Origin of the sequence: Caulobacter vibrioides OR37 (assembly GCF_000372645.1) — a bacterium.
In the GTDB taxonomy this organism is placed as follows: Bacteria; Pseudomonadota; Alphaproteobacteria; order Caulobacterales; family Caulobacteraceae; genus Caulobacter; species Caulobacter vibrioides_E.
Genome location: NZ_APMP01000028.1, coordinates 1 through 24,967 on the forward strand (window position 1 = coordinate 1; position 24,967 = coordinate 24,967).

15 protein-coding genes and 1 tRNA gene are annotated in these 24,967 nt (G+C 66.2%); 5 read left to right on the forward strand and 11 right to left on the reverse strand.

Going from position 1 to position 24,967, the window contains the following annotated elements; genetic code table 11:
- On the reverse strand, window positions 1–1,097 hold a 1,097-nt coding region (locus OR37_RS17040; RefSeq protein ID WP_004622665.1), incomplete at its 3' end, for an S-(hydroxymethyl)glutathione dehydrogenase/class III alcohol dehydrogenase.
- 185 nt (window positions 1,098–1,282) lie between these two features.
- Entirely contained in the window at window positions 1,283–2,170 is an 888-nt protein-coding gene (locus OR37_RS22375) for a YceI family protein (RefSeq protein ID WP_326972926.1), read from the reverse strand.
- A gap of 55 nt (window positions 2,171–2,225) precedes the next feature.
- Between OR37_RS22375 and OR37_RS17055 the strand changes: the two genes are divergently transcribed.
- Window positions 2,226–3,632 carry a porin gene (locus tag OR37_RS17055; RefSeq protein WP_004622667.1) on the forward strand — a complete coding sequence of 469 codons (1,407 nt, stop codon included), beginning with the start codon at window positions 2,226–2,228 and terminating at the stop codon, window positions 3,630–3,632.
- A 259-nt stretch (window positions 3,633–3,891) separates the two neighbouring features.
- Here OR37_RS17055 and OR37_RS17060 read toward each other — a convergent pair whose 3' ends face one another.
- The gene (locus OR37_RS17060; protein WP_004622668.1) at window positions 3,892–6,384 is read right to left on the reverse strand and encodes a TonB-dependent receptor; all 2,493 of its coding nucleotides are present in this window, start codon (window positions 6,382–6,384) and stop codon (window positions 3,892–3,894) included.
- Between the two features lie 367 nt (window positions 6,385–6,751).
- Between OR37_RS17060 and OR37_RS17065 the strand changes: the two genes are divergently transcribed.
- A complete protein-coding gene (locus OR37_RS17065; protein WP_004622669.1) occupies window positions 6,752–7,648 on the forward strand; it encodes a bestrophin family protein in 897 nt (298 codons plus the stop codon).
- 477 nt (window positions 7,649–8,125) lie between these two features.
- Here OR37_RS17065 and OR37_RS17070 read toward each other — a convergent pair whose 3' ends face one another.
- From OR37_RS17070 to OR37_RS17085, 4 genes are all read right to left on the reverse strand, one after another.
- Entirely contained in the window at window positions 8,126–10,168 is a 2,043-nt protein-coding gene (locus OR37_RS17070) for a phosphocholine-specific phospholipase C (protein ID WP_004622670.1), read from the reverse strand.
- Window positions 10,169–10,178: 10 nt separating this feature from the next.
- Window positions 10,179–12,992 carry a TonB-dependent receptor gene (locus OR37_RS17075; RefSeq protein WP_165570627.1) on the reverse strand — a complete coding sequence of 938 codons (2,814 nt, stop codon included), beginning with the start codon at window positions 12,990–12,992 and terminating at the stop codon, window positions 10,179–10,181.
- Between the two features lie 69 nt (window positions 12,993–13,061).
- Window positions 13,062–14,114, reverse strand: coding sequence for a FecR family protein (locus tag OR37_RS20835; RefSeq protein ID WP_004622674.1), 1,053 nt, complete (start codon window positions 14,112–14,114; stop codon window positions 13,062–13,064).
- Window positions 14,101–14,634, reverse strand: coding sequence for an RNA polymerase sigma factor (locus tag OR37_RS17085; RefSeq protein WP_004622675.1), 534 nt, complete (start codon window positions 14,632–14,634; stop codon window positions 14,101–14,103). The genes OR37_RS20835 and OR37_RS17085 overlap by 14 nt, the downstream gene beginning before the upstream one ends.
- A 293-nt stretch (window positions 14,635–14,927) precedes the next feature.
- Between OR37_RS17085 and OR37_RS17090 the strand changes: the two genes are divergently transcribed.
- Window positions 14,928–15,977, forward strand: coding sequence for an alpha/beta fold hydrolase (locus OR37_RS17090; protein ID WP_004622677.1), 1,050 nt, complete (start codon window positions 14,928–14,930; stop codon window positions 15,975–15,977).
- An 89-nt stretch (window positions 15,978–16,066) separates the two neighbouring features.
- Here the strand turns inward: OR37_RS17090 and OR37_RS17095 are convergent.
- Together OR37_RS17095 and OR37_RS17100 are read right to left on the reverse strand one after the other, a co-directional pair.
- Window positions 16,067–16,156, reverse strand: a tRNA-Ser gene (locus tag OR37_RS17095).
- 152 nt (window positions 16,157–16,308) lie between these two features.
- The gene (locus OR37_RS17100) at window positions 16,309–16,953 is read right to left on the reverse strand and encodes a TetR/AcrR family transcriptional regulator (protein ID WP_004622678.1); all 645 of its coding nucleotides are present in this window, start codon (window positions 16,951–16,953) and stop codon (window positions 16,309–16,311) included.
- 381 nt (window positions 16,954–17,334) lie between these two features.
- Between OR37_RS17100 and OR37_RS17105 the strand changes: the two genes are divergently transcribed.
- Window positions 17,335–19,839 carry a TonB-dependent receptor gene (locus tag OR37_RS17105; RefSeq protein ID WP_004622679.1) on the forward strand — a complete coding sequence of 835 codons (2,505 nt, stop codon included), beginning with the start codon at window positions 17,335–17,337 and terminating at the stop codon, window positions 19,837–19,839.
- A gap of 589 nt (window positions 19,840–20,428) precedes the next feature.
- Window positions 20,429–21,841, forward strand: a complete 1,413-nt coding sequence (locus OR37_RS17110; RefSeq protein WP_235046599.1) for a glycoside hydrolase family 2 protein — start codon at window positions 20,429–20,431, stop codon at window positions 21,839–21,841.
- 209 nt (window positions 21,842–22,050) lie between these two features.
- Here OR37_RS17110 and OR37_RS17115 read toward each other — a convergent pair whose 3' ends face one another.
- Window positions 22,051–23,679, reverse strand: coding sequence for a glycoside hydrolase family 43 protein (locus OR37_RS17115; RefSeq protein ID WP_035017642.1), 1,629 nt, complete (start codon window positions 23,677–23,679; stop codon window positions 22,051–22,053).
- Complete coding sequence (locus OR37_RS17120; protein WP_035017644.1) at window positions 23,676–24,950, reverse strand: MFS transporter; 1,275 nt, start codon at window positions 24,948–24,950, stop codon at window positions 23,676–23,678. Before OR37_RS17120 ends, OR37_RS17115 begins: the two co-directional genes overlap by 4 nt.
- Window positions 24,951–24,967: the final 17 nt, after the last annotated feature.

Sequence of the window (24,967 nt, forward strand, 5' to 3'; positions counted from 1 at the left end):
ACCGTCCGGATGCTTTCGCCCTTGTGCATCAGGTCGAAGGCCTCGTTGATGCGGTCCAGCGGCAGGACGTGGGTGATCATCGGGTCGATCTGGATCTTGCCGTCCATGTACCAGTCGACGATCTTGGGCGTGTCGGTGCGGCCGCGCGCGCCGCCGAAGGCCGTGCCGCGCCACACCCGGCCGGTGACCAGCTGGAACGGACGGGTCGAGATCTCCTTGCCCGCCTCGGCCACGCCGATGATGATGCTCTCGCCCCAGCCGCGGTGGCAGGCTTCCAGCGCCTGGCGCATCACGCCGGTGTTGCCGGTGGCGTCGAAGGTGTAGTCGGCGCCGCCGTCGGTCAGGGCCACCAGGTGCTGAACCAGATCGCCCTGCACGTCCTTCGGGTTGACGAAGTGGGTCATGCCGAACTTGCGGCCCCATTCCTCGCGGGCGGGGTTGAGATCCACGCCGATGATCATGTTGGCGCCGACCAGCTTGGCGCCCTGGATGACGTTCAGGCCGATGCCGCCCAGGCCGAACACGATGACGTTCGAGCCCGGCTCGACCTTGGCGGTGTTGGTCACCGCGCCCACGCCCGTGGTCACGCCGCAGCCGCAGTAGCACGACGTCTTGAACGGCGCGTCGCGGCGGATCTTGGCCACCGCGATCTCGGGCAGCACCGTGTAGTTCGAGAAGGTCGAGCAGCCCATGTAGTGGTAGATCGGCTGGCCCTTGTACGAGAAGCGGCTGGTCCCATCGGGCATCAGCCCCTTGCCCTGGGTGGCGCGGATGGCCGTACACAGGTTGGTCTTGCCGCTAAGGCAGCTTTTGCACTGACGGCACTCGGGCGTGTAGAGCGGGATCACGTGGTCGCCGACCGCCACGCTGGTCACCCCCGCGCCGACCTCGACCACCACGCCCGCGCCCTCGTGGCCCAGGATCGACGGGAAGATGCCTTCGCTGTCCAGGCCGTCCAGCGTGTAGGCGTCGGTGTGGCAGACCCCCGTCGCCTTGATCTCGATCATCACCTCGCCCGCCTTCGGCCCCTCCAGGTCGACCTCGACGATCTCCAGCGGCTTCTTGGCTTCAAACGCAACGGCGGCGCGGGTCTTCATGGCGGGGCTCCCCAGATATTTTGGCGGTTCGAGATCAGTATTGCGTGCCTCGAATGGCTCGAAACCCTATCGGGGCTTCATGAAAACTCAATCGCTAGAGCATTCGAAAATCTTGATTGGGCCGCGACATTTCGACCCACAGTGCAGTTTCGAGACAACCCAGAGGTCGAGGCGACCGGGGCCTCCTAAAGCTTGGGTTCCGAAAGCAGGAACTCGGCCTCGACCACCAGGGTCACCTGGTTGCCTATGGAGGGCATGGCCAAAAGCCCGAACTGGTTACGATCGATCACGGCCTTGGCGTCGAAGCCCAGGCGATAGCCGGGCGCGCCCGAGCCGGGCCCCGCGCGATTGAACCTTACATCCAGCGTCACGGGTCGCGTCACGCCCAGGAAGGTCAGGTCCCCGGTCACCTTGGCGTCGCGATCTCCATACCGCTCGACGCGCGTCGACTTGAACGTCGCGCTCGGAAAGGCGGCGCTATTGAAGATGGATGCGCCCCGCAAGGTCTCGTCGAATTTCGGAAGCCCCGAAGCCGCCTTGGTCATGTCGATGCTGATATCGAGCTTGCTGGCTTCGGGATGCGCCACGTCCAGAACAAGCGACCCGGACACGTCCGTCAACATGGCCTGGAACGTCGAAAATCCGTTGTGGCTGACGCTCCAAGCCACGCGCGTGTGGTTGGGATCGACTCGGTAGTGTCCGGATCGCGCCTCGGCGGGGTTCACGCTCGCCTGAGCGGTCGGCGCCCGGGTCTGGGCTGGGGCAAGACCCGCCGCCCCCAGAAGGCAAACGCTTGAGATCGCCGCGAGACAGTATCTGAACACCCGAAGCTCTCCCGATGAATGGTCGTTGGCTCGCCACCAAGACGCGGAAACGGTCGAACGCTCCGCTCGGCGAGAGCGCGCCAAGATCGCACTCCCGCGCCCCGTATCGTCAAGGGCCCAGCCGGGCCCTCGAACGGGGCGAAGGCCCCTCCCGTGGGGCCATCTGTCACGGCGACGCTTATCGCCCCCAAGGCACACGCTTAGCGGATCGACCCAAGCCGCCCGCGCCGAACACGACGCCGAGGCCACGTCGATAGAGAAGTAAAATCAATTACTTCCTCCAAACATGGGGACGGAAACAATCATGAAAAGGCATGGACTTCTCATCTCCGCGATCCTTGCGGGCGCGCTCGGAACGGCGTCCTCGGCGGCGGCGGACACCACCGACGCTCTGCTCGGCAAGCTGTTGGCCAAGGGCATTTTGACGCAGGCCGAGTACGATGAACTGATGCGTCGAAAGGCCGTCGACGAACCCATCGCCTCCGCGTCGGCGCGAGCCCCCAACGCCGACGCGTCATCCGCCAGCGCCAAACCCGACGGGCGGGCGGACAGCTTCGTGCGCACCACCGATAGCGGCGTCGGCTTCCAGGCCGGCCCCGTCACCGTGAAGTTTTCCGGCTCGGTCAACGGGTTCTATGTCCACGACAGCGGCGCGACGGCTGGCCCTGGGTCAACCGTGGTCGGCGGCCTGGCCAGCCTTGGGCCCAACACGTCGTCGGTCCGTAACGGCCTTCTGCCAGGCTTCCTCAAGGTGGATGTGACCAGCGTCCAGAACGGCTTCGATGTCGGAGCCCACTTCGGCCTCTACCCCGGCATCAACAGCGTTTCCAACATCGGCGGCGCCAATTCGGCGGGGTCGCCCACCGCGCTCTCCACCTCCGGCATCGACGCGCGCCAGACCTATCTGACCATCGGCCGCAAGGATCTGGGCGAGTTGAAGATCGGGCGCGATATCGGCCTGTTCGGCTCCGAAGCGATCTTGAACGATCTGAGCCTGTTGGGCGTCGGCACCGCGGCGGGCAACAGCGCGCCGAGCAACACCTCGATCGGGCGGATCGGCGTCGGCTACATCTACACCGACTTCCAACCGCAGATCACCTACACCTCGCCGAAGTTCGGCGGCTTGCAGATGGCGGTCGGCGTGTTCCAGCCCCTGACCACCGCCGGCGCCAGCGAGGCCAATTCCAGCCCGGGCTTCCAGGGCAAGCTCACCTACGCGTTCGGCGGACAAGGCTTCAGCGGCCAGCTGTGGGCCAACGCCCTGACCCAGAAGCACGACGGCGTCAGCGGCTTTGGCGGCTACACCGGCTCGGCCTATGATCTGGGCGGCAAGCTGACGGCTGGGAAGGCGACCGTCATCGGCTACTACTACAATGGCTCCGGCGTCGGCACGACGGGGCTCTTCATCCTGGCCGCGACGACCGACGGCCGCAAACGCGACAGCAGCGGCTACTACGTCCAAGGCGCCTACAAGGTCACCCGCAAGCTCTCGCTGGGCGCCAGCCATGGCGAAAGCCGGCTGCGCGCGGCGCGCGGGGAGACGTTCCCGACGCTGGTCTCGAAGAACAGCTCGACCCTGTTCCAGTCGCAATACGCTCTGACGCCCTGGATCAACCTGGTCGGCGAATACACCAAAACCCGTTCGGAGGCCCAGAACGGCAACAGCGCGGAGTCGGACACCACGGCTCTGGGCGCGATCCTGTTCTTCTAGAGATAAGGATTGGCGAGAGGGGCGGCGTCGCGGACGCCCCTCCCGCCGACCATACCTAGAGCGTGATAGCCGAAAGTGTGAGCGGTTTCGGCGGTTATCACGCTCTAAATGTTTGATTTAGAGCCTTATTTTCCGCTCGGATGATTCCATTCGAGCGGATAAGGCTCTAGAGCCGCGCGCGTCGAAACGGAATCGTTTTGACGCGATAACGACGCTCTAAATCAAATACTTAGAGCGTCCCGTCTCGTCGGAAAGCGCTCTAACGCCCGAACTGATAGCGCACGCCGGCCCAGATCATTCTGGGCGCGCCAGGCGCATAGAAGGTGGCCGAGCGCACTGGACGCTCGCCGCCGACGATCGGTCCGCTGAAGGGCCTGGCGATGAAGGCGCCCGTGTCGGTGAAGCCCGTCGCGCGCAGTTGCGCCGCCGTCTCGTATCGCGCGTCGAAGACATTGGTCACTTGAACGAACAGCTTCACCGTCTTGGTCGGACGATAGTCCGCGCCCAGATTGAAGACCGCGTAGCCCTTGGTCTTGCCCGCGCCGAGATAGTAGACGCCATCCGGCTGGTGCGCGTTATTCTCGTTGCCGCGGGCGTAGACGCCGCTCTGGGCGACCATGTCGGCGCTGAGCGCCAGGGCGCTGGTCACGTCCCAGTCCACCTGAGCCTTGAAGAGATGCTCGGGGATCAGCGGGATCCTGTCGCCCGGCGCGATCTGGATGTTGCCCGCGAAACCCGGGCCGATGTCGTTGGTGCTGTTGCCCGCCCCGCCGACGGTTTCCGCGGTGCGGTAGTTGGCGCGCAGATAGGTGTAGTTCAGGCTGGCGGACACCGGCCCATGGCGCCCCTCCAGGCCCAGCTCGACGCCTTCCCGACGCGTGCGTCCGAAGTTCTTGAAATAGCCATAGCCGGCCGTGTCGTCGGCGACGAACAGGATGTCGTCGCGATTGTCCGCCCGGAAGGCGCTGATCGTCCAATGGACGCCCGACAACGCGCCGCGCGCGCCCAGCTCGGCCGTGCGTGTCCGAACCTGTTTCAACGGCGGATCGCCGGCCATGGCGTTGGGCAGCCGGCACGGGTTCGCGGGATCGGCGCAGCCCAGCTCGATGACCGACGGCGCTCGTCCGCCCTGGCTCAGGTTCGCATAGGCCGTAAGGCTGGCGGAGGCTTTCCAGGTGAGCCCCAAGGCCGGATTGAGGCGTGAAAACCTCGGCGAGCCGTCCAGCGAACCGGGGCCGCCGCCCGGCGTGATGGCGTCGCGATCGCGCACATGGTCGACATCGTATCGCGCCGACAGCGTGGCCGACAGGACCGGGGTCAGTTGGAGGATGTCGGCGGCATAGGCGCCGAAGCTCCGTGTCCTGCCCGAAAGGTCGACGCGAGCGTCGAAGGCGTTTTCGGAATCCTGGGTTCCATCGGCGAAGGCCCCGGGGCCCGTGACGCCGATCACCCCGCGGTCCGCGGTCAGATAGCCAAATTGCGACGACTGCAGAAAATGCGCTCGGCTTTCCCTGTAGCCGCCCCCCGCCACGAACATGTTGTCACGCCCGGCCAGGGTTCCTCGCCAGGCGGCCTGAACCGCGACGCCCCCTTCGCGCTGACGCGCGCCGGTGCGGTTCAGCAGGCCGTTGCACTTCTCGTTCGGCTCGCTGTTCAGCAACGCGTTGGCGATGCAGCGATAGGAGGGAAACGGGGTGTTGGCCGCGTTCTCGCCGGAAACTGGAAACCCGGCGTAGCCGGCCGCCGCCAGCGCGGCGCGCTCGGCGGCGTTGGGCTGATAGACGCTCTCGGTCAGCGAGTCGTCGTTGATATCCCCGTTAAGGGTGCGGGTGTGGATCTCGCGAAAATAGAGATTGCCTGACAGGACCAGCCCGCCGCCCGCGTCGTGATCGAAGGTCAGATTGACCAGACGCGACAGGTTATGGGTGACATCGGGCTTGGTGTAGACGCTCGCCCTGTCGCGCGACAGGAAGCGCTGCTCCTGCAGGCCGTTGCCGGTCAGATCGGTATTGGCGTAGGCGCCGGAAAGCGTCAGCCGGGTGTGATCCCCTGTCCAGCCAAGCTTGGCGAACCCTTGCGTGGCGTTGGACGGCGAGGCGTCGCGCCAGCCCTTGTCCTTGAACGCCGACCCGGTCGCATACCAGTCGAAAGCGCCGGACGCGCCGCCGATCTCGGCTTCGGCCAGACGTCGGTTGTAGGAGCCGTAGCTCAGTTGCACCATGCCGCCAGGGTCGCGCCGGCCGTCCTTGGTGCGGATCGAGATCGCGCCGCCCAACGCGTTCAGCCCGAACAACGGATTGGAGCCCGGGACGAGCGCCATATCGGCGATAGCCTGGCGGGGGATCAGGTCCCAGCTGACGACCTCGCCGAAAGGTTGGTTCAAGCGAACGCCATCGACAAAGACCGACAGGCCCTGCGCCGTGCCCAGCAACGGAGAAGCGGTAAAGCCCCGGTAGTTCAGGTCCGGCTGCAGCGGATTGTTCTGGATATCGTTGACGTAAACCCCGCGCAGCTTGCGGATCATGAAGGCCGACAGATCCAGCGCATGGCTTCGGTCGATATCCTCGCCCGTCGCGGTCTGCACGGGCGCGGCCACCTTGTCCGCGTCGACGCCGGCGCCGAGCGGCGTGACGCCCACCACCACGACGGGCGACACGGCCGAGGGGGACGCATTGTCGGCCGCCGCGGCGAAACCCGCTGGCAAGCTCAGGACGGCGCCCCACAGAGGCGCGAGCCGGTAACGCGGCCGCATCGTTTGAAGCTCTCCCCAATCCGCTTTGTAAACCTCGCGCCGCCGAGAGATCGCGTGAATCCGGTCGAGCGAGGCTTCTGCTGTTCTAGGTTTAGTTCTGGCTTGGAATTCGAACCTCGCAAGCGAAGACGCGGCCAGGCGGACGCGTCCAAACGTCGCAAGCCCTGAACACGACGCGCGAGAAAAGCCTCCGCCGACGCCATCGAGCTGGGCTTGACCGCATTTCCAGGCCGCTCGCCCGCACTAAATATTTAATAATATCAATTATTTAATTCGAATCAGGGCTATCACCTGCTCCAGTATGTCGCATGGCTAGCCCGCGTTTTGTGCCGTAAGCCGAACACAACGAAAAAAGAGGTATTCGGTAATGATCGTCAGGGACAGGCCGGAAACTCTAGATGTTCTGCTGGCGATCCACGGTTCGATTATTCCGAAAATCGCGGCCCGCCTCGTCGCCCTGACCGCGATTTCCTTTCTGGCGATACTGCTCCACATCCAGTTCCCGCGACAGATGATCCATCTGAGCACGATGCCGTTCGCGCTGATCGGGCTGTCGCTCTCGATCTTCATGAGCTTTCGAAACAACGCTTGTTACGATCGCTGGTGGGAGGCCCGAAAACTCTGGGGGCAACTGATCATCGCCTCGCGATCCTTCGCTCGGCAGACGGCGACGCTGGATAAGGAGACGCGCGAAGCCTTGCTGACCGGGGTCTGCGGGTTCACCCACGGCCTCACGGCGCGGTTGCGGGAAAGCGACGAAATCGCCGCCATCGCGCCCTGGGTCCAACATCGCGCGTGGCGGGCGGCGCCCAATCCGACAGACGCCGTCCTGGCCGAGGTCGGCGCCGAATGTCTGCGCTTAGCCGCCAGCAAGACGATCTCGGATATTCACTACTCGGTGCTCGAAACCAAACTGTCCGAGCTCAGCGTCGTGCAGGCCGCGTGCGAGCGGATCAAGACCACGCCGCTGCCCTTCGCCTACTCGCTGCTCCTGCATCGCACCGCGCTTCTGTTTTGCGTTCTCCTGCCGTTCGGCCTCGCGCCGACGCTGGGATGGTGGACCCCTTTGCTGGTCGTGATCGTCAGCTACACCTTTTTCGGTCTCGACGCGCTTGGGGATCAGCTGGAGGACCCTTTTGGCCATGACGACAATGATCTGCCGCTCGACGCCATGGCCCGCATGGTGGAGCGCGAACTGTTGTTCTCCCTCGGCCGCGAAGACCTGCCGCCGCCTATCACGCCCGAACGCTACCGGCTGACCTGACCCGGACGGGCGACGGCCGTCCGCGATCGACGGCGCTCGCATCGCGAGTCAAATCCGCCGTCCGCCCGAAAGAGACCAACCCGTTTCATTTGTGGCGACTGCCCTCCACAATTGACCTTCATCCAACACACGCCGCCCCACCTCGGCTCGACTGTGCGCTATCAGACGGGCATTCTTATGCACGTTCATCCGATCCTCTCCTGAGGTTCTGTAGCTTCGCAACCACAGCTTCTCGGGTCCGGACCGGATGGACAACCCATTGAGAGCTCACATCTAGGTCGCCAAGTCTGGCGACCTTTCGAAGGAGAGCACGCTCTCCCCCGTCCGGCCGCTGGTGGCCTGGAACAGGGGCTTCCTTTAGCGTCCCGCGGGAGCGCGGAACAGTTCGACCGAAGCAATGCGCCAATCGCTGTCTTTGGCGCGTTTCCAAAGGTTGGACATTCGGTTCGAAATCGGGAACGCCGACAGCGAAGCTGTTCAGCGCGCCGCGGCGGGATCACTGAGGCTGCCCTCCCCGGACTCGACGTGTCCCGCCAAGCGATAGCTAAGCCCCGCTGTATTGATCGTCAGGTCGTACCACCGAGCGCTCTGCCTGAGGTCAAAGAGACGAGCGAGCCTCGCGCCGGGCCCCATCGAAATGCTCCGCGACTTGGGCGCGTAGTGATCGTGAACAGCCAGGTCCAAACGGTGCGCCGTCCGGTTCCTCAAATCCAGCCTCACCCCGCCGTCCGCCGACGTCCGCAGACGCACCTCAAGCCCGTCGTCGTCACCGCCCTCAAACGCGCGATAGAAGCTGGCCGGCCCGTGCACGACGAGCGCATAGCGCCCGTCGATCGCCTTCCACCGATCCGAAAGTGACCGACCGGCCCCAACCGTGAACCGCCGAGGCGGCGTCTCGGGCGCAAGTCGATCATTCACGTAAAAGCTGGCCCCCGCCTTGCCGGCGTTACGGAAGGTCAGGACGACACCCTCCTCCTCCGACTTCAGGTCCACCGCCAGATCGTAAGGCAAAGGCCGCCAGGGACGCTGACCTGGTTCCGCGACCGGCTGGGGCGGACTGGCGGGGACGACTGGTTTGGGCCGCTTGCCCACCACCGCCTTGTAGGCGTTGAAGGCGGCCTGGTTCGGCAAGGCCAGATCGGCGCTGATCGTCGCGAGGCGGCGCGGCGGCTCGCCGTTCGGGGTCTTGAAGTCGAAGGCGCTGGTCAGGTCACCGCAAACCGTGCGCCGCCAGGCGCTGATGTTGGGCTCGTGGACGCCGAACCGCGCCTCCAGGAAACGGATCACCGAGGTATGGTCGAAAACCTCCGAACATACCCAGCCGCCCCGGCTCCAGGGCGAGATGACCAACATGGGCACCCGCATGCCCAGGCCGTAGGGTTGCCCGGTCGCCGGATGGCGCTCGTCGTCGGTCGCCACGGTGCTGCGCCCCTCGGCGCGGCTGAACGGCGGAACGGGCGGAACCACGTGGTCAAAGAAGCCGTCGTTCTCATCGTACATGACCAGGAACACCGTCTTGCTCCAGACGTCCGGGTTCGAGGTCAGGGCGTCGAGGATCCGCGCCAGATATTCGACGCCATAGGCCGGCGGCCAGTTGGGATGCTCGCAGAAGACCCGGGGCGGGGTGATCCACGAGACCTGGGCCAGGCGGTCGTTCTCGACGTCGGCCTTCAGTTGCTCCAGCCGCCGAGGCTCGACGCCGGCCTGATACAGTGGATCGCCGGGGCGGGCGGTGTGGAACCGCTCGAACGCCATCAGCGTGTTCATGCCGCCGTCGCTGTCGTCGTCGCTGGCCAGGTCCGCCCCCTGCCGATACAGGCGCCACGACACCCCGGCGTCCTGCAGGCGCTCGGCATAGGTCCGCCATTCGGGACCGAAGACGACGCCGTCGGGCTTCTGGGTGATGTCGATGTTGGCGATCACGGGACCGCCGCCCTTGCCGTGATGGTCGACACAGCCCGTCATCAGATAGAGGCGATTGGGGCAGGTCGGCCCCTGTAGCGAGGAGAAATAGGCGTCGCAGACGGTGAAGGCGTCCGCCAGGGCGAAGTGATAGGGGATGTCCGGGCGCGCCAGATAGCCCATGGTCAGGGGGCCCTTGGCCGGAACCCAGTTGTCGTAGCGCCCCGCGTTCCAAGCCGCGTGGCCGGTCGCCCAATCGTGGTGGAGGCTCTTCATCACCGGGAAGTTCGTGCCCTCGGCGTCGAAGCGGAACGGCGTGACCACCCCGCCCTTTCCGTCGGGCTGGCGCCAGACCGGGTCGCCATTCGGCAGGGTCCAGGGCCGCCGATCGGCGAAGCCGCGCACGCCCGACAGCGTCCCGAAGTAGTGATCGAACGAGCGGTTCTCCTGCATGAAGATCACCACGTGCTCGACGTCGCGGATCGTGCCGGTGCGATGGGCGGCCGGCGTCTCCATGGCCCGCGCCAGGGCGCCGGGCCACAGCTCGGCGGTCGCCGTCAGGCCCAGCGCCCCGGCCAGGAAGGCCCGCCGCGACGCCTCGTCTCGATGGTCGGTCATGACGCCCGCCTCAATAGCGATACTTGAAGCCGGCGAAATAGCTCCTGCCGCCGCCGACGCTGTTGTAGATGGCGTTGGTGACGCCCGTGGTCATGGTCGTGTAGCTGTCGGTCAGGTTCCGAGCCTCGAACGTCAGCTGCAGGTCGCGCCGCACCCGCCAGTTGGCCTGCAGGTCCAGTTGGTCGCTGGCCTTGATCCACTGGTCGCCGGCGGGCGTGGTCCCGAACGTCGTGGTGAAGGCCCGGCCGCGGACGCGATAGTCCAGGTGCAGGTCCAGCCGTCCGAGGTCGTAGCTGAGGCCGACATTGCCCATGTACTTGGGCTGGTTGCGCAGCGAGTTGATGCTGCGGACCGTCCCGTCGGTGAGGACCACCGACCAGCGGCTGTCCAGCCAGGTGTAGTTGGCGGTCAGGCCGAGGCGCTTGAGCGGGCCCGGCAGGAACTCCAGCCGCCGCTTGGCGAACGACGCCTCGACGCCCGTCACCCGGGCGCTGCCGCTGTTCAGGGGCGTGGTCCGCGTCAGGATCACGGCGCCGCTGGCGTCCAGCGTTACGGTCTTCTCGTTGAAGGTCTCGTGGTCGAGATCCTTGTGGAACGCCGCCAGCGAGACGTAGCCGTCCTTCAGATAGTATTCGAGGCTGGCGTCGTAGTTGGTCGACAGGCGCGGGCCCAGCTGCGCGTTCGAGCCGCTGATCACCGGATTGCCGTTGGCGTCCACGCCCACCGTCCGGCCCGGCGCGATATCGGCGAAGTCTGGTCGGCCGATCGTCTTGGTGAAGGCCAGCTTCAGCTTCAGGCGCGGCGTCAGGTCATAGCTGCCCTGGATGTTGGGCATCCAATTGCCATAGCGGTTCGTGCGATGCGACGGGGTGGAGACTCCGCCTACCGTGTCGCCGGTGTCGTCCACGTCGTGCGTCGTCTCGTAGCGAACGCCGGCGATCACCCGATAGCGATCACCGCTGAGATAGGCCTCGGCGTGGCCGGCCGCGACGTCCTCGACCAGGGCGTAGTCCGACGCCGGGGCGAGGTCGGTCGTCTTGATCCCGTTAGCGTAGACATAGGTCCAGAACCGGTCCCAGTTCATCTTGATCGCGGCGTTGCCGGCCATGGTCGCGCCGGGATCGATCACGTCCGACAGGCGCAGCGTCGTTCCCTTGGGCAACAGATAGTTGTCCTGGTTCTGGTCGTAGCGGCGATCCAGCCGCGTCCAGCTGGCGCCGGCGGCGAAGCCGAACCCACGAGCGTCGGCGAAGGTGTTCTGGCTGTAGTCGACCCTGAGCGCCGTGACCTTGTCCCTCAGGTTCTGGTCGCGAACATAGGACGCCGTGGTGTTGCGGTTGACCCAGTTGGTCGGGTCGGCGTAGGCGGCCGGGTTGTCGTAGCGGATCGTCGGCAGGTCGCCGTTCAGGTCGTAGTGGCCCGACAGGTTGCTGAACTGAAACGTCTCCGGGTAACGGGTGATCAGGTCGTTTCGGAAGTCCGTATAGTTGCCCCGCACCGTCAGGACGCCGCCGGCGCCGATCTGGTAGTCCACCCCGCCGCCCAGCATCTTGGCCTTGCGGTTGCCGTCGTAGTCGTACTCCTTGGTCTGGCCGACCGCCTTGTTGAAGTCGGCCGCGCCGTCGCTGAAGTTCGTCGTGCGCCCGTTGGTCTGGTAGATGTAAGTGCCTTCACGTTGCAGATACTGGCGGCGCTTGTCGTCGATCACCGTCCCCGACAGGAAAGCGTAGAGGCCGTCGTTCTTGCGCAGCTCGACCTTGGCGTAGCCGACCAGGTTCTTGACGTCCTTGTCGTAGGCGCTGTCGGCATAGACGTTGCTGTTGTTGACCAGGTCGGCGCCGTTCACCTGCGTATAGGCGTCCACCCCGCCGTACTTGTCGGCGTTGCGCATTCGCTGGGCGTTGAAACCGACAACCACGCCGTACTGGCGATCGGGGCCGAAGGTGGCCTTGCCCGCGCCGTACAGGCGCATCGACGGCCCCGAGGCGACAGCGCCCTCCTGGTCGAAACGGCCGACGCGCCCGCCCAGCGACAGATAGGGCCGGCCGCCGCCGTCGAACGCCCGCAGGGTGCGCAGCGAGATGTGCCCGCCGACCGAATTGCCGTCCTGATCGGGCGTCACGGTCTTGTAGACGCTGGTTTCCTTGACCATCGAGGATGGAAAGACGCCGATCTGGGCCCCGCGGTTGTTCTGGCTGCTGAACCAGATCGGATTGCCGTCGATGTCGATGCTGTTGTAGCGGGAATCGAAAGCCCGGATCGAGACATAGCCGCCGTCGCTGGTGCCGTAATACTTGTCGGCGCTGACGCCGACCACGCGGTCCAAGGCCTCGGGCAGCGTGGTGTCGGGCGTGTTTTCGATGTCGGCGACGGTCACCGAATCCGAAATCCCCGACGTGAAGCGCTTGATCTGGTCGCGCGGCGTCTCGACGGAGCGGCGGCCGATCACCACGACACCGCCGATGTCGGCGACATCTTCGCCCGATCGGGCGTCGGCGCCCGGCGTCGCCAGGGCGCGGATGATGAAGCCGCCGGTCGCGGAGCCCTCGAAGGTCAGTCCCGAGCCGGCCAGCAGCCGGCGCAGGGCTTCCTCGTTCAGGTACTGGCCCTTCAGCGGCGGCGCGCTCTTGCCGCGCACCAGCTTGGGATCGAACACGATGTCCTTGCCGCTCTGCAGGGCGAAGGCGCGGAGGGCCGGGCCCAGCGGCTGCTGCGCGATCTCGAAGGCGCGCGCCTGGACCTGGGCGTGGGCGGAAGGCGCCGACAGACCGACGGCGAAAGCCGAGACGCCCGCCAGGGCGGCGGACAAGAATTTGTACTGCATGATCATCCCCGTCTCCGGCCTTTGCCGGCAGCTGGGAAGACGCAGTCCGACGAACCTACCCCTGGAAACTCACCGTGAATTTTTGACGACAGCCGGGGCGTCGGCGGGGCTCGCCGACGGGACCATGGCCAGGACGATCTGCTCGCCATCGTCCTTGACCACCTTGATGGGAAAGGCGCGGACGACGTCGCTGACCACGTCGCGAGGCCGCCCGGTATGGAAGACGCCGCTGATGCGGATATCGGCGAGGCGCGGATCAGACAGGACGATGCGCGGACCGCCATAGCGATTCAGTTCGGCGGCGGCGTCCTCCAGCCGGGTTTCGTCCAGCACCACGCGGCCGTAACGCCAGGCGCTGGATTGGACGACATTGGCCGGCTGCACGACAGGCGGGGTCCGATCGGCGAGATCCAGCGCCTCGCCGGCGGTCATGTAGAGCAAAGGCTTTGGCGGCGTCGACGCCGCGCGCGTAGGCAGTAGTGGTTTGTCGGCCGCCTGCTCCACGCCGCGGAAGATGGCCAGCCGCCCCTCCTCCAGCACCACTTCGGCGCGGTCTCCCATCCGCCGGACCTCGAACGCCGTGCCGACGGCGCGAACCTCGTCGTGACCGACGAACACGCGGAACGGGCGGTGACTGTCCTTGGCCACGCGGAAATAAGCCTGTCCCCGCTCAAGATAGACCCGCCGCTCGCCCTGACTGAACCGGGCGCTGACCTTGGAGTCGGTGTTCATCAGCAGGGTCGAGCCATCGCTGAGCGAGATGGTGCGCAGCTCGCCCGGTACGGTGGCATAGTGTTGCGACAGCCGAAGACCGCCCGACACGAAAACGACCAGCGCCGCGGCGACGGCCACCCCTCCGATCGACACGCCCCATTTCGCCACCCGCCGACCAAAGCCGGACCACAACGGCGAGAACTGCAGGATTTCCCGCGCCTCCCGGTCATCGCCCCAGGCCGCCACGGAGTCCCAGATCGCCACGTGGGCCGAGAAGGCCTCGACATTGGCCGCGTCGGCGTCGAGCCAGGCGCGGAACGCCTCTTGGTCGCTCTGCGTGCGCTGATCCGAGTGCAGACGCACGACCCAGGCCGCCGCTTCCCCTTCTGTGCGCTCAGCGTCGGTCATTATCGGGCAGCCGTTGACGAAGGTGACTTAAGGCCTTGCTCATCTCGCGTTCGATGACCTTAACGTTGACGGCGTACCGCGCGGCCAGCTGGGTATAGGTCAGCCCGTCCAGCCTGTTCAGCAGAAAGATATTGCGGGTTCGCTCGGGCAGTTCGCGCAGCGCCTTGGCGGCCTGCTCCAGCGCCTCGCGGCCCTCCAGGATCCGCGACGGCGAGCCCTCGGAGCTGACCAGCTGTAGGTCGGCGATCGGATCGTGCATGCCCTCGAAGCGGACGCTGGCGCGCCGGGCGCGATCGATCAGAACGTGGCGCGCGACCTTGAACAGATAGGCCTCGGAGTTCTCGACACCAGGATCGGCGACGCGAGCCAGGCGCATGAAGACGTCCTGCACACAGTCCTCGGCCGCCTCTGGCGTCAGCGAACGTCGGGCGAAGAACCGCAGAAGCGGCTGGCGATAGGACAGCGCCAAGCTCGCCAGCGAGGCCGGATCGACCGCGGCCAGACGCCCTCCCCGCCTCACAACCCGCCCTCCGTCACGTCGCCTCTCTCGGCGCCCCGCCGCAAGTGGACGCACCCAAGGTATGAAGACGCAGCGTGACGAAAATTCCCCCGCCCCGGTTTGAAACTATTCGTTGATCGCCGCCGCGCCCCTGCCGACGCCGCGCCCCGATCGCGCCCGTCGCCGCCGTTGGGACCGCTCTGGGAACCGCACTTCCAGCACTTGTTCGGGAAGGCTAACGCTGGGCGAAGGCGCTCTTGCCGTGCGGCCCGACTTGCCCCACGGCTCGGCGAGAGATGAACCTTGGGGGCTCGATGAAACGTCTGTGGGCGGTCGCAACGGCGATCATGGCTCTGATGGCCGGGAATGAGGCAAGCTGGGCGACGGAACTCAATCCCGCCTGTCGCGCGCCAGGTCGGCCCGTCAGCGAACAGGGCTTCGTCCAGATCGGCGGCATCCGGCAATGGGTCACGGTGGACGGCCAGGATTGCGCCAATCCGGTGGTGCTGATCGTTCACGGCGGACCCGGCAACCCCAACACCCCCTTCGCCCACAATCTATTCGGCGGCTGGGCCAAGGACTTTACCGTCGTCCAATGGGATCAACGCGGCGCGGGAAAGACTTACGGCGAGAACAAGCCCGCCGAGGATGAGCCCTTGACGATGGCGCGGCTGACCGAAGACGGGGTCGAGATGGCGCGCTACGCGGCGCAGCGCTTTGGCAAGCGCCAAGTGATCCTGATGGGCGGCTCGTGGGGATCGGCCCTGGCCGTCAACATCGCCATGGCGCGGCCAGAGCTGTTCAGCGCCTATGTCGGCACGGCCCAGCTGGTAAACTATCAACTGGACATGCAGGCCAGCTACGCCAAGACCCTGGCGTTGGCGAAGGCCGCGGGCGATGCCGAATCCCTTGCTAAGCTGCAGCCGTTGGGCCCGCCGCCTTGGACGGATCCTCGCGCCTTTGGAATCCTGCGCCGCATCACTCGAAAGTACGAGGCTCAGGGCGCCGAGGCGCCGCCCAAGGACTGGTTCGCTTTCGGTCCCGGCTACGACACCCCCGCTTACGAGGCCGACTACACAGCGGGCGAGGACTACTCCTTCCTGAACTTTGTCGGCTTGCACGGCGATGGCATGGGGCCGCGGATCGATCTGCGAAAGCTGGGGACAAGGTTCGCCATGCCAATCTGGATTCTACAGGGAGAGGCCGACCTCGTGACGCCTCCCGACGTCTCCAAGCCGTACTTCGACGCAATTGAGGCGCCGCAGAAGACCTGGGTTCTCTTGCCGCGCACGGGGCACGATCCGAACCGGATCATGATCGACGGGCAGCTGGCGGCGCTGAAGGCGGCGGCGGGGACCCGCTAGCTAGCGTAGAGCGCAAGTAGGACCCAAGGCGGGGCCATATTCCCGATTCCGAGAAAATAAATAAGATAATCAAATATTTAAGAGAGAGGTGGCGGTGAGAGAGGGATTCGAACCCTCGATAGAGTTTCCCCTATACACGCGTTCCAGGCGTGCGCCTTCAACCACTCGGCCACCTCACCAGCGCACTCGGGTCGGAGGTGGTTGAGACCCCCGGCGCGGGAAGGCGCGCAATATACTCAGGGGCCGGCCGGTAGCAAGCGCGTTCCCGACGAAAGACGCGATACGGGCCATACCGGGGGCCGAACGCGGCCGAACAGGCGGTCGGGAGGGCCTATTCCCGCCCGGCCCGGGGGCCGGCGAGCCCGTTCAGGGCCATCGATTCGATGGCGCCCAGCAGCCGCTCGTTGGTCAGGCCCGGCGTGCCCGGGGCCCACTTGGTGAGCCAGATCAACATGCCCAGGATCAGCTGGACCACCAGTTCCGGTTCGCACGGCGCCAGCGAGCCGTCGGCCATGCCCTCCTCCAAAAAGCGCTCCAGGCGCTTGGAGAGACGCGCCGCCCAGGTCTCGATGGCCAGGCGCTGGTCGGGGTCGAGATAGGAGTTGTCGCCGAAATACAGCTGCGGCCCGTTGTCGACCGCGTCATCGAGCAAGGCCCGCAGGAAGCGGCGCAGCTTGCAGAGCCCCGTGCCGCCGTCGGCGTCGACGCGCAGGAGGAGCGCCTCGAACCGCTCCAGGGAGCGCTGGTGACCGGCATAGGCCAGGGCCTGCTTGTTGGGGAAGTAGTAGTAGAGCGCGGCGTCCTTCAGATCGAGGGCGGCGGCGATGTCGGTCATGGTCGCGGCGGCGAAGCCCCTGGCGTTGATGATCTCGATCGCGGCCCGCAGGATCGCCTCGCGTTTCCTGACCGACTTCTCGCTCTGCGCCAACGGCCTGACGTCGTCCGTCAGGGCCGAGGGGTCGGCACCCTTCGCCAATCGCGCTCTCTCCTCCGCGCGGCGCGCTCGATTCTGTCGTCGAGCGAACGCCGAAATGTGACGCTGATCCGGAACGCGATTTGGATCAATCCGATAAATTCTAACTTGCGCTAAAATATCGAGGTCATATTAAAATCGGCGTAGCCACGCGCGGGATGCAAGACCGGGCGTGCTGGGGCGAAAACATGACGCAAAGCGTCTGCACTGAAGGTCTGGCCCAACCGTCCGTCTCGGCTTTCCAGGCCAGCACGGCGGCGATCCGGCCCCGATCGCCCTTCCCCTACGTCATCACGACCGCCCTTCCCACGGAAGACCCCAGGATTGCTCGAGCTGGGGCGGGAAGAAACGCGGCGATCAATAAATATAAACAGGGAGTTAGGTATGAGAAACGTCCACCTGCTGGGGGTGTCGGCCCTGGCGCTCGCCATCGCTTCGCCCGCCTTCGCGCAACAGAAGGCTGCCGATAACAATTCCATCGAAGAGATCGTCGTCACCGCCACCAAGCGCGAACAGACCCTTCAGGACGTGCCGATCTCGGTGGCCGTCACCGGTCAGCAGACGATCGAACGCGCCCAGGTCAAGGACCTGATCGACCTGCAGTCGGTCGTGCCCTCGCTGAAGGTTTCGCAGTTCAACGCCACCGGCCAGACAAATTTCGTCATCCGCGGCTTCGGCAACGGCAACGGCAACGACGGCATCGAAAGCTCGGTCGGCGTCTTCATCGACGGCGTCTACCGCTCGCGTTCGGCCGCGGCCCTGGACGACCTTCCCGAGGTCGAGCGCATCGAAGTGCTGCGCGGCCCGCAATCGACCCTGTTCGGCAAGAACGTGTCCGCCGGCGCCATCAGCATCGTGACCAAGAAGCCCCAGTTCGAGACCGGCGGCAAGGTCGAGGCCACGATGGGCAACTATAACCAGAAGCAGATCAAGGGCACCTTCACCACCCCGCTCAGCGACACCCTGGCGATCCGCCTGTCGGGCAGCCTGAACAAGCGCGACGGCTTCTTCACCAACGTGATCACCGGCAACGACGTCAACACCCGCGACCGCTGGTCGGTGCGCGGCGACGTGCTGTGGGAGCCGACCGACAAGACCTCGGTGCGCATCATCGCCGACTACAACAAGATCAAGGAAACCTGCTGCGCGGTCGCCCAGATCTACAACGGCCCGGCCACCCAGGCGATCGGCGCGGTGCTGGGCAAGCAGATCGGCAATCCGAACGACATCTTCAGCTACAACGTGGTGTTCAACACCGACCCGTCGAACGACCTGTCGGGCAAGGGCGTGTCGGGCCAGATCGACCATGACTTCGGCTTCGCCAAGCTGACCTCGATCACCGCCTACCGGAACCAGAAGAACGCCTCGTTCCAGGACATCGACTTCTCGGGCGCGGATATCTCCAACAACCGCACCGCCAACAACATCAAGACCTTCACCCAGGAAGTCCGCCTGGCGTCGAACAGCGACGGCCCGCTCAACTGGCTGATCGGCGGCTTCTACGAGCACGAAAAGCTCGATACCGGCCGCACCATCACCTACGGCAAGGACATCCGCTCCTACGCCGACGTCCTGTCGGGCGCGGTTCCGGCCACCCTGCTGGGCGCCCTGCCCCCGACGCTGCGCCCGGCCCTGACCGGCAAGTCGAACCTCTACGCGCTGGAATTCCTGCAGAGCCTGGCCACGCCGACCCTGGTCAAGCCGGGTTCGACCTACTTCCAGGCGGGCCAAGGCCTGAACGACTACTACAGCATGACCCAGCGGTCGTATTCGATCTTCGGCCAGGCCGACTACAAGGTCACCGACAAGCTGACGATCACCGGCGGCCTCGCCTATCTGTCGGATGACAAGAAGGCCAGCTCGAACGTGGTCATGAACGATCCGTTCTCGGCGCTGAACCTGGCCGCCGTGCCGCAGTTCCAGGCGATCGGCCTGCCGGGCAACCTGTATCAGGCCCTGGGCGCGCTGCAGTTCTTCTACGCCAATACGACCAACCACGCGCCGGTCAACTTCCCGAACGCCACCGAGTCGGGCGAGCTGAAGGGCGACAAGGTCACCTACGCGATCCGGGCGGCCTATGACTTCGGTCACCACATCAACGCCTATGTCAGCTACTCCACGGGCTGGAAGGCCGGCGCCTACAACCTGTCCTCGGACAGCCGTCCGCCGAACGCCAACGGCGTGGGCCGCACCGCCCAGCCGGAAAACGTCGACGTCTACGAACTGGGCGTGAAGACCAGCTTCACCGGCGGCTACGCGAACGTCGCGGTGTTCAAGCAGTCGATCAAGGGCTTCCAGTCCAACGCCTATACGGGCCTGGGCTACAGCCTGGTCAACGCCGGCGAGGAATCGGTCAAGGGCTTCGAGTTCGACAGCGCCTGGCGCCCGATCAGCTGGCTGAACCTGACGGCGGCGGCGACCTATCTCGATCCGGTCTATGACAGCTTCACCGGCGCGGCCTGCGTGAACTACGACACCGCCCGCTGCCCGGTGAACCCGGCCACCGGCCTGCGTCCGAACTTCCGCAACCTGACCGGCGACACCCCGGCCGGCATTCCGAAGTGGACCGTCTCGGGCTCGGCGACGATCAACCACGACTTCGGCAACGACTACTCGGGCTATGCCCGCGTCGAGTACGACTATGTCAGCAAGACCCAGCTGACCGAGACCGTGCCGCCGAACCTGAACTCGTACAGCCAGAACGTGGTCAACGCCTCCATCGGCGTCACCAACCGCGCCAACCAGATCGACATCATGTTCTGGGCGCGCAACCTGACCAAGGACAAGTACCTGATCTCGGCCTTCCCGACCGTGGCCCAGGACGGCAGCTACAGCGGCTATCCGTCCCAGCCGCGCACCTACGGCGTGACGGTCCGCAAGAGCTTCTAACGAACTCCAGAGAGATCCCACCTTCACGGCCCGACCTCACGGTCGGGCCGTTTTGTCATCCAAATTGGCCTGGCCAATTTTCATTGCGCCCTGACCATACCCGTGCTTCAAAAGCGCCATACAAGCCGAAGGGTGTGGGAGGAAGCGATGGTGTTGAGGGCCTTGCTGGGCGCGGCGTGCGCCTTGATCTTCTTGGCGCCGCTGGGCGCGAACGCCTCTTCGCCGACCCTGACCCGCGCCGACACCCGCGAGGGGCGCGACCTGTCGGGAACCTGGCATTACTCGGTCGATCCCTATCGCGACGGCCTGGAGGGCTTCCACCGGGGCGCGCCCGGCGCGGGGCATCGGCGCTATGACGATGTCGACGTCGACGCCCTGCTGAAGGCCAAGCCGACGGCGCTCTACGAATACGACATGGACCGGAGTCCGACGGCCGTGCTGCCCCAGGGCTGGATCGGCCACGACCCGACCCTGCGCTACTACCAGGGCCTGATGTGGTACGAGCGCCGCTTCGACGCGCCCGCCCTGAAGCCCGGCCAGCGCCGCCTTCCTGCGTTTCGAAGCGGCCAACTACACCGCCAAGGTCTATCTGAACGGCAAGCCGGTCGGCGAGCACGAGGGCGGCTTCACGCCGTTCTCGATGGAGGTCACGGACGTCCTGCGGACCAGCCAAAACCAGCTCACGGTCGGGGTGGACTCCACGCCCAAGGCCGACGGCGCGCCCCCGCCGGTCACCGACTGGGAGAACTACGGCGGGATCACCCGGCCCATGCGCCTGGTCATCACCCCCGGGACCTTCATCGACGAGGCGTGGGTTCGGCTGACCCGCGACGGCCGCATCGCCGCCACCGTCAAGCTGGACGGCCCCCAGGCGGCGGGTCAGGACGTGCACGTTCGCGTCGCCGAGCTCGGCCTCGACGTCACCGGCCGGACGGACGCGAGCGGGGTGCTGAACGCCTCGGCCGCCGCGCCCAAGGCGCTGGTGCGCTGGTCGCCCGACAAGCCCAAGCTCTACGACATCGCCGTGGAGACCCGTGACGACCACCTGAGCGACCGCGTCGGCTTCCGCACGATCGAGACCAAGGGCAGCGAGATCCTGCTGAACGGCAAGCCGATCTTCCTGCGCGGGATCTCGGTCCACGAGGAGGAGTTCGGCGACAACCCCGCGCGCACCATCACCGAGGCCGGGGCGCGGGCGCTGCTTAGCGAGGTCAAGACCGGGCTGCACGGCAACTTCGTGCGCCTGGCCCACTATCCGCACAGCGAGATCACCACCCGCCTGGCCGACGAGATGGGCCTGCTGGTCTGGAGCGAGATCCCGGTCTACTGGCTGGTCGACTTCGGCAATCCGCGCACCCTGGCCCTGGCGCGCGGGATGCTGGCGGACAATATCCGCCGCGACCGCAACCGCGCCTCGATCATCCTGTGGAGCGTGGCCAACGAGACCCCGATCACCGATCTCCGCAACCGGTTCCTCGGCCAGTTGGTCGACGACGTGAAGGCCCTGGACGACACGCGCCTGGTCACCGCCGCCCTGCTCACCGACCGCAAGACGGTCGACGGCCATCCTGTGATCGGGCTGAACGACCCGCTGGCCGACAAGCTGGATGTGCTGGCGGCCAACACCTACAACGGCTGGTACACCGACGACGCCCTGGACGACCTGCCGTCCATGACGTGGAAGGCCACCGACAAGCCGATGGTGTTCTCCGAATTCGGGGCCGACGCCCTGTCGGGCTTCAGCGACCCGGTGCTGAAGCGCAAGTTCTCCGAAGAATTCCAAAAGGCGTACTACGAGAAGACCCTAGCCATGGCGCGGGCGATCCCGACCCTTCGCGGCATGTCGCCCTGGATCCTGAAGGACTTCCGCGCGCCCCGCCGCCAGCACCCGATCTATCAACAGGGCTGGAACCGCAAGGGTCTGGTCTCGCCGACCGGTCGCCGCAAGCCGGCCTTCTTCGTGCTGCGGGCCTTTTACGAGGCGAAGGAAGCGGGGAAGTAGGCCGTCTCAGAACGTCAGAACCCGGAACGGGGAGACCCGCGCCGTTTCGCCGCAGGGCCTTTCGATCTTCGAGATTGCTTCGGAAGCTGACTCGTTGGATGTGTCTGGAACTCGGCGCACCCCACCGCGTCCGACACCTTTTTGTTTAGACCGGCTGGCCGGGCCCCAAGGGCAAGGCCGGCCGGTTTTCTTTTGGCCCACGGAGAGGGTCAGGCGCGGTAGTCGCGTTCCTCGTAGTCGAACCAGTCGAAGTCCGCCGGCGCGGCCGTTCCGGCGGTGTCCTGGCACGCCATGCCCACGAACGCCCCGGTGAAGTTGGGCGCGCCCGGCGCCGTGGCCTCGTCCGACAGGATCGAGGCGTCGAACACCTCCGGCAGCCAGGTCCAGTCGCCCCGCCCCTGCCGGAACGCGAACCGCAGGCGCTCGAAGTCGACCTCGACCCGCAGCTCCACCGGCCCCGCGGCCAGCGTGATCGGGCGGGTGAAGCTGTCGGCCTGCGGACTGTCGGGCTGGCAGCTCATCACCCGCAGATGCTTGCCCAGCGCCTCGTCGTGGGTGACGTGCAGATAGTGCAGCTTGGCGCCGTTGTAGTAGCAGACCAGGCCAGCCGCCTGCTGGAAGTGCTCGGGCTCGAAGTCCAGCGTCGTCGCCGCCGAATAGCACATGGCCTGCTGGCGGCGAGCGACCAGCGCCTGGCGGAAAAGGCTGCCCAGGCTCTCGCGGCCATAAAGCCGCAAGGCGCCCGGCCGGGCGGTCAGGCTGAAGATCTCGTCGGGATAGGGCGTGCGCAGCCACTGGAAATCGATCGGCAGGTCGGGGCCGTCGAAGTCCTCGCGGATCGGCGCGTGGGGCCAGGGCCGTTCGGGCAGGTCCGGCGCCGGCGTCTCCAGCGTCGGATCGCCCGAGCCGTCCAAGGTGCGGGGCCAGCCATCCTCGCCCCAGATCAGCTTCTGGATCGCCGTCTCGCGGCCCAGGACGCAGCGGCCGCGGTTGGGCAATGGACGGCCGCAGAGATAGACGGCGTAGGTTTCGCCATCGGCGGTATCGACCAAATCCGCGTGACCGGCCCGCTGCAGCGGCGCGTGCGGCCGATCGCGCGCGGTCAGCACATAGGTGTCGGGATGCAGGTCGTAGGGTCCCTCGAGGCGCCGCGACCGGGCCATGGTCATCGCGTGGCCCCAGCCGGTGCCCCCCTCGGCGGTGACCAGATAGTACCAGCCGTCGCGCTTGTAGAGGTGCGGCGCCTCGGTCAGGCCGATCGCCGTGCCCTCGAAGATCACCTTGCGCGGACCGACCAGGCGGCCCTCGCCGACCGAATATTCCTGCAGCACGATGCCGGCGAACCGGCTCTTGCCCGGCCGGTGATCCCACAGCTGATTGACCAGCCACTTGCGGCCATCGTCGTCGTGGAACAGCGACGGATCGAAGCCCGAACTGTTCAGATGGACGGGATCCGACCACGGGCCGTCGATCGTCTCGGCCGTGACCAGGTAGTTGTGGAAGTCGCGCAGCGACGCGCCCGACGCCCCGCCCACGGTCGTGCGGCCATAGCGCTTCACGTCGGTGAAGATCAGCCAGAACTTGCCGTCGGCGTGGGTCAGGCACGGCGCCCAGACGCCGCAGCTGTCCGGATCGCCCAACATGTTCAACTGGCTGGGACGGGTCAGCGGCCGGGTCAGCAGGCGCCAGTTCTTCAGGTCCCGCGAGTGGTGGATCTGAACGCCGGGGAACCACTCGAAGGTCGAGGTGGCGATGTAGTAGTCCTCCCCCACCCGGACGATCGACGGATCGGGGTTGAAGCCGCGCAGGATCGGATTGCGGATCACGGAGACGCTCACGGATTGGAAGTCACGGACGGAGCGCGGTCGCGCACCAGGGTCCACAGGATGGCGGCGCCCGCGAGGTCCAGCACGCCCAGGGCCACGAAGAACGGGTCGTAGCCGATCCTCGTCACCAGCCCGCCGATCATCAGCGAGAAGATGAGCAGCCCCAGATTGCCCATCATCCCGGCCAGGCCCGCCACGGTGGCCACCTCGTTCTTGCGGAAGAGGTCCGAGGCCATGGTGATCACGGTGACCGACAGCGTCTGGTGAGCGAACCCGCCCAGGCACAGCAGGGCGATGGCGGCATAGGGGCTATGGACCTTGCCGACGAACATCATGCCGGTCATCAGGATCGCGCCGAGGGTGAAGGCCACGCGGCGGGCGTTGATCAGCGACACCCCTCGCCCTTGCAGGACGTGGGCGATGGCCGGCCCGGCCAGGCAGCCCAGGTCGGCGGCCACGAACGGCATCCAGGCGAACAGGGCGATCTGCTTCAGGTCGAAGCCCCGCGTCTGGGACAGGTACAGCGGAACCCAGAACGACAGGGTGCCCCAGGTCGGGTCGGCCAGAAAGCGCGGCAGGGCTATGCCCCAGAACTGGCCCTGCTTGAGGACCGAGACGATCGACGGTCGCGGGCCAGCTTCGGCCAGCCGCGCCTCCTGACCGGCGGCGATGCGGACCCTCTCGTCGTCCGTCAAGGCCGGATGGGTCTCGGGCGAGCGGTACAGCAGCAGCCACAGCGCGACCCAGACGACGCCCAGCGCGCCGGTCAGCACGAAGGCGGCTCGCCAGCTCCAGGTCAGGACGGCCCAGACCACCAGCGGCGGCGCCAGCAGAGAGCCGATCGAGGCGCCGATGTTGAAGACCCCGCCGGCGAAGCCGCGCTCATTGGCGGGGAACCACGTCGCCACCGTCTTCATGCCCGCCGGCTGGGCCGAGCCCTCGGCGAAACCCAGCAGCCCCCGCAGGACCGCCAGGCCTCGCCAATCGTGGGTCAGGCCGTGGGCCATGGCGATCAGCGACCAGGCGGCGGCGAAGATCGCGAAACCCGTGCGCAAGCCCAGGGTGTCCAGCACATAGCCGCAGACCGGCTGCAGCATGATCCCCAACTGGAAGGCGCTGGTGATCCAGGAATACTCCTTCACCGAAACGCCCAGGTCCTTCAGCACCGTGGGGGCGGCCACGCCCATGGTCGAGCGGGTCAGGTAGTTGACGATCGCCCCCAGCATGACGAGGCCGATGATCCACCAGCGCAGGGCTCGGATTTTCGGAAACAACGGCAACATCCTCCCGCCGAGCCGTT

What these genes read in the sequence shown, in the direction of transcription:
- OR37_RS17090 (WP_004622677.1), top strand. Translation starts at nt 14,928, where the DNA reads ATGAAACGTCTGTGGGCGGTCGCAACGGCGATCATGGCTCTGATGGCC.
- OR37_RS17075 (WP_165570627.1), bottom strand. Translation starts at nt 12,992, where the DNA reads ATGCAGTACAAATTCTTGTCCGCCGCCCTGGCGGGCGTCTCGGCTTTC.
- OR37_RS20835 (WP_004622674.1), bottom strand. Translation starts at nt 14,114, where the DNA reads ATGACCGACGCTGAGCGCACAGAAGGGGAAGCGGCGGCCTGGGTCGTG.
- OR37_RS17070 (WP_004622670.1), bottom strand. Translation starts at nt 10,168, where the DNA reads ATGACCGACCATCGAGACGAGGCGTCGCGGCGGGCCTTCCTGGCCGGG.
- OR37_RS17055 (WP_004622667.1), top strand. Translation starts at nt 2,226, where the DNA reads ATGAAAAGGCATGGACTTCTCATCTCCGCGATCCTTGCGGGCGCGCTC.
- OR37_RS17120 (WP_035017644.1), bottom strand. Translation starts at nt 24,950, where the DNA reads ATGTTGCCGTTGTTTCCGAAAATCCGAGCCCTGCGCTGGTGGATCATC.
- OR37_RS17105 (WP_004622679.1), top strand. Translation starts at nt 17,335, where the DNA reads ATGAGAAACGTCCACCTGCTGGGGGTGTCGGCCCTGGCGCTCGCCATC.
- OR37_RS17060 (WP_004622668.1), bottom strand. Translation starts at nt 6,384, where the DNA reads ATGCGGCCGCGTTACCGGCTCGCGCCTCTGTGGGGCGCCGTCCTGAGC.
- OR37_RS17065 (WP_004622669.1), top strand. Translation starts at nt 6,752, where the DNA reads ATGATCGTCAGGGACAGGCCGGAAACTCTAGATGTTCTGCTGGCGATC.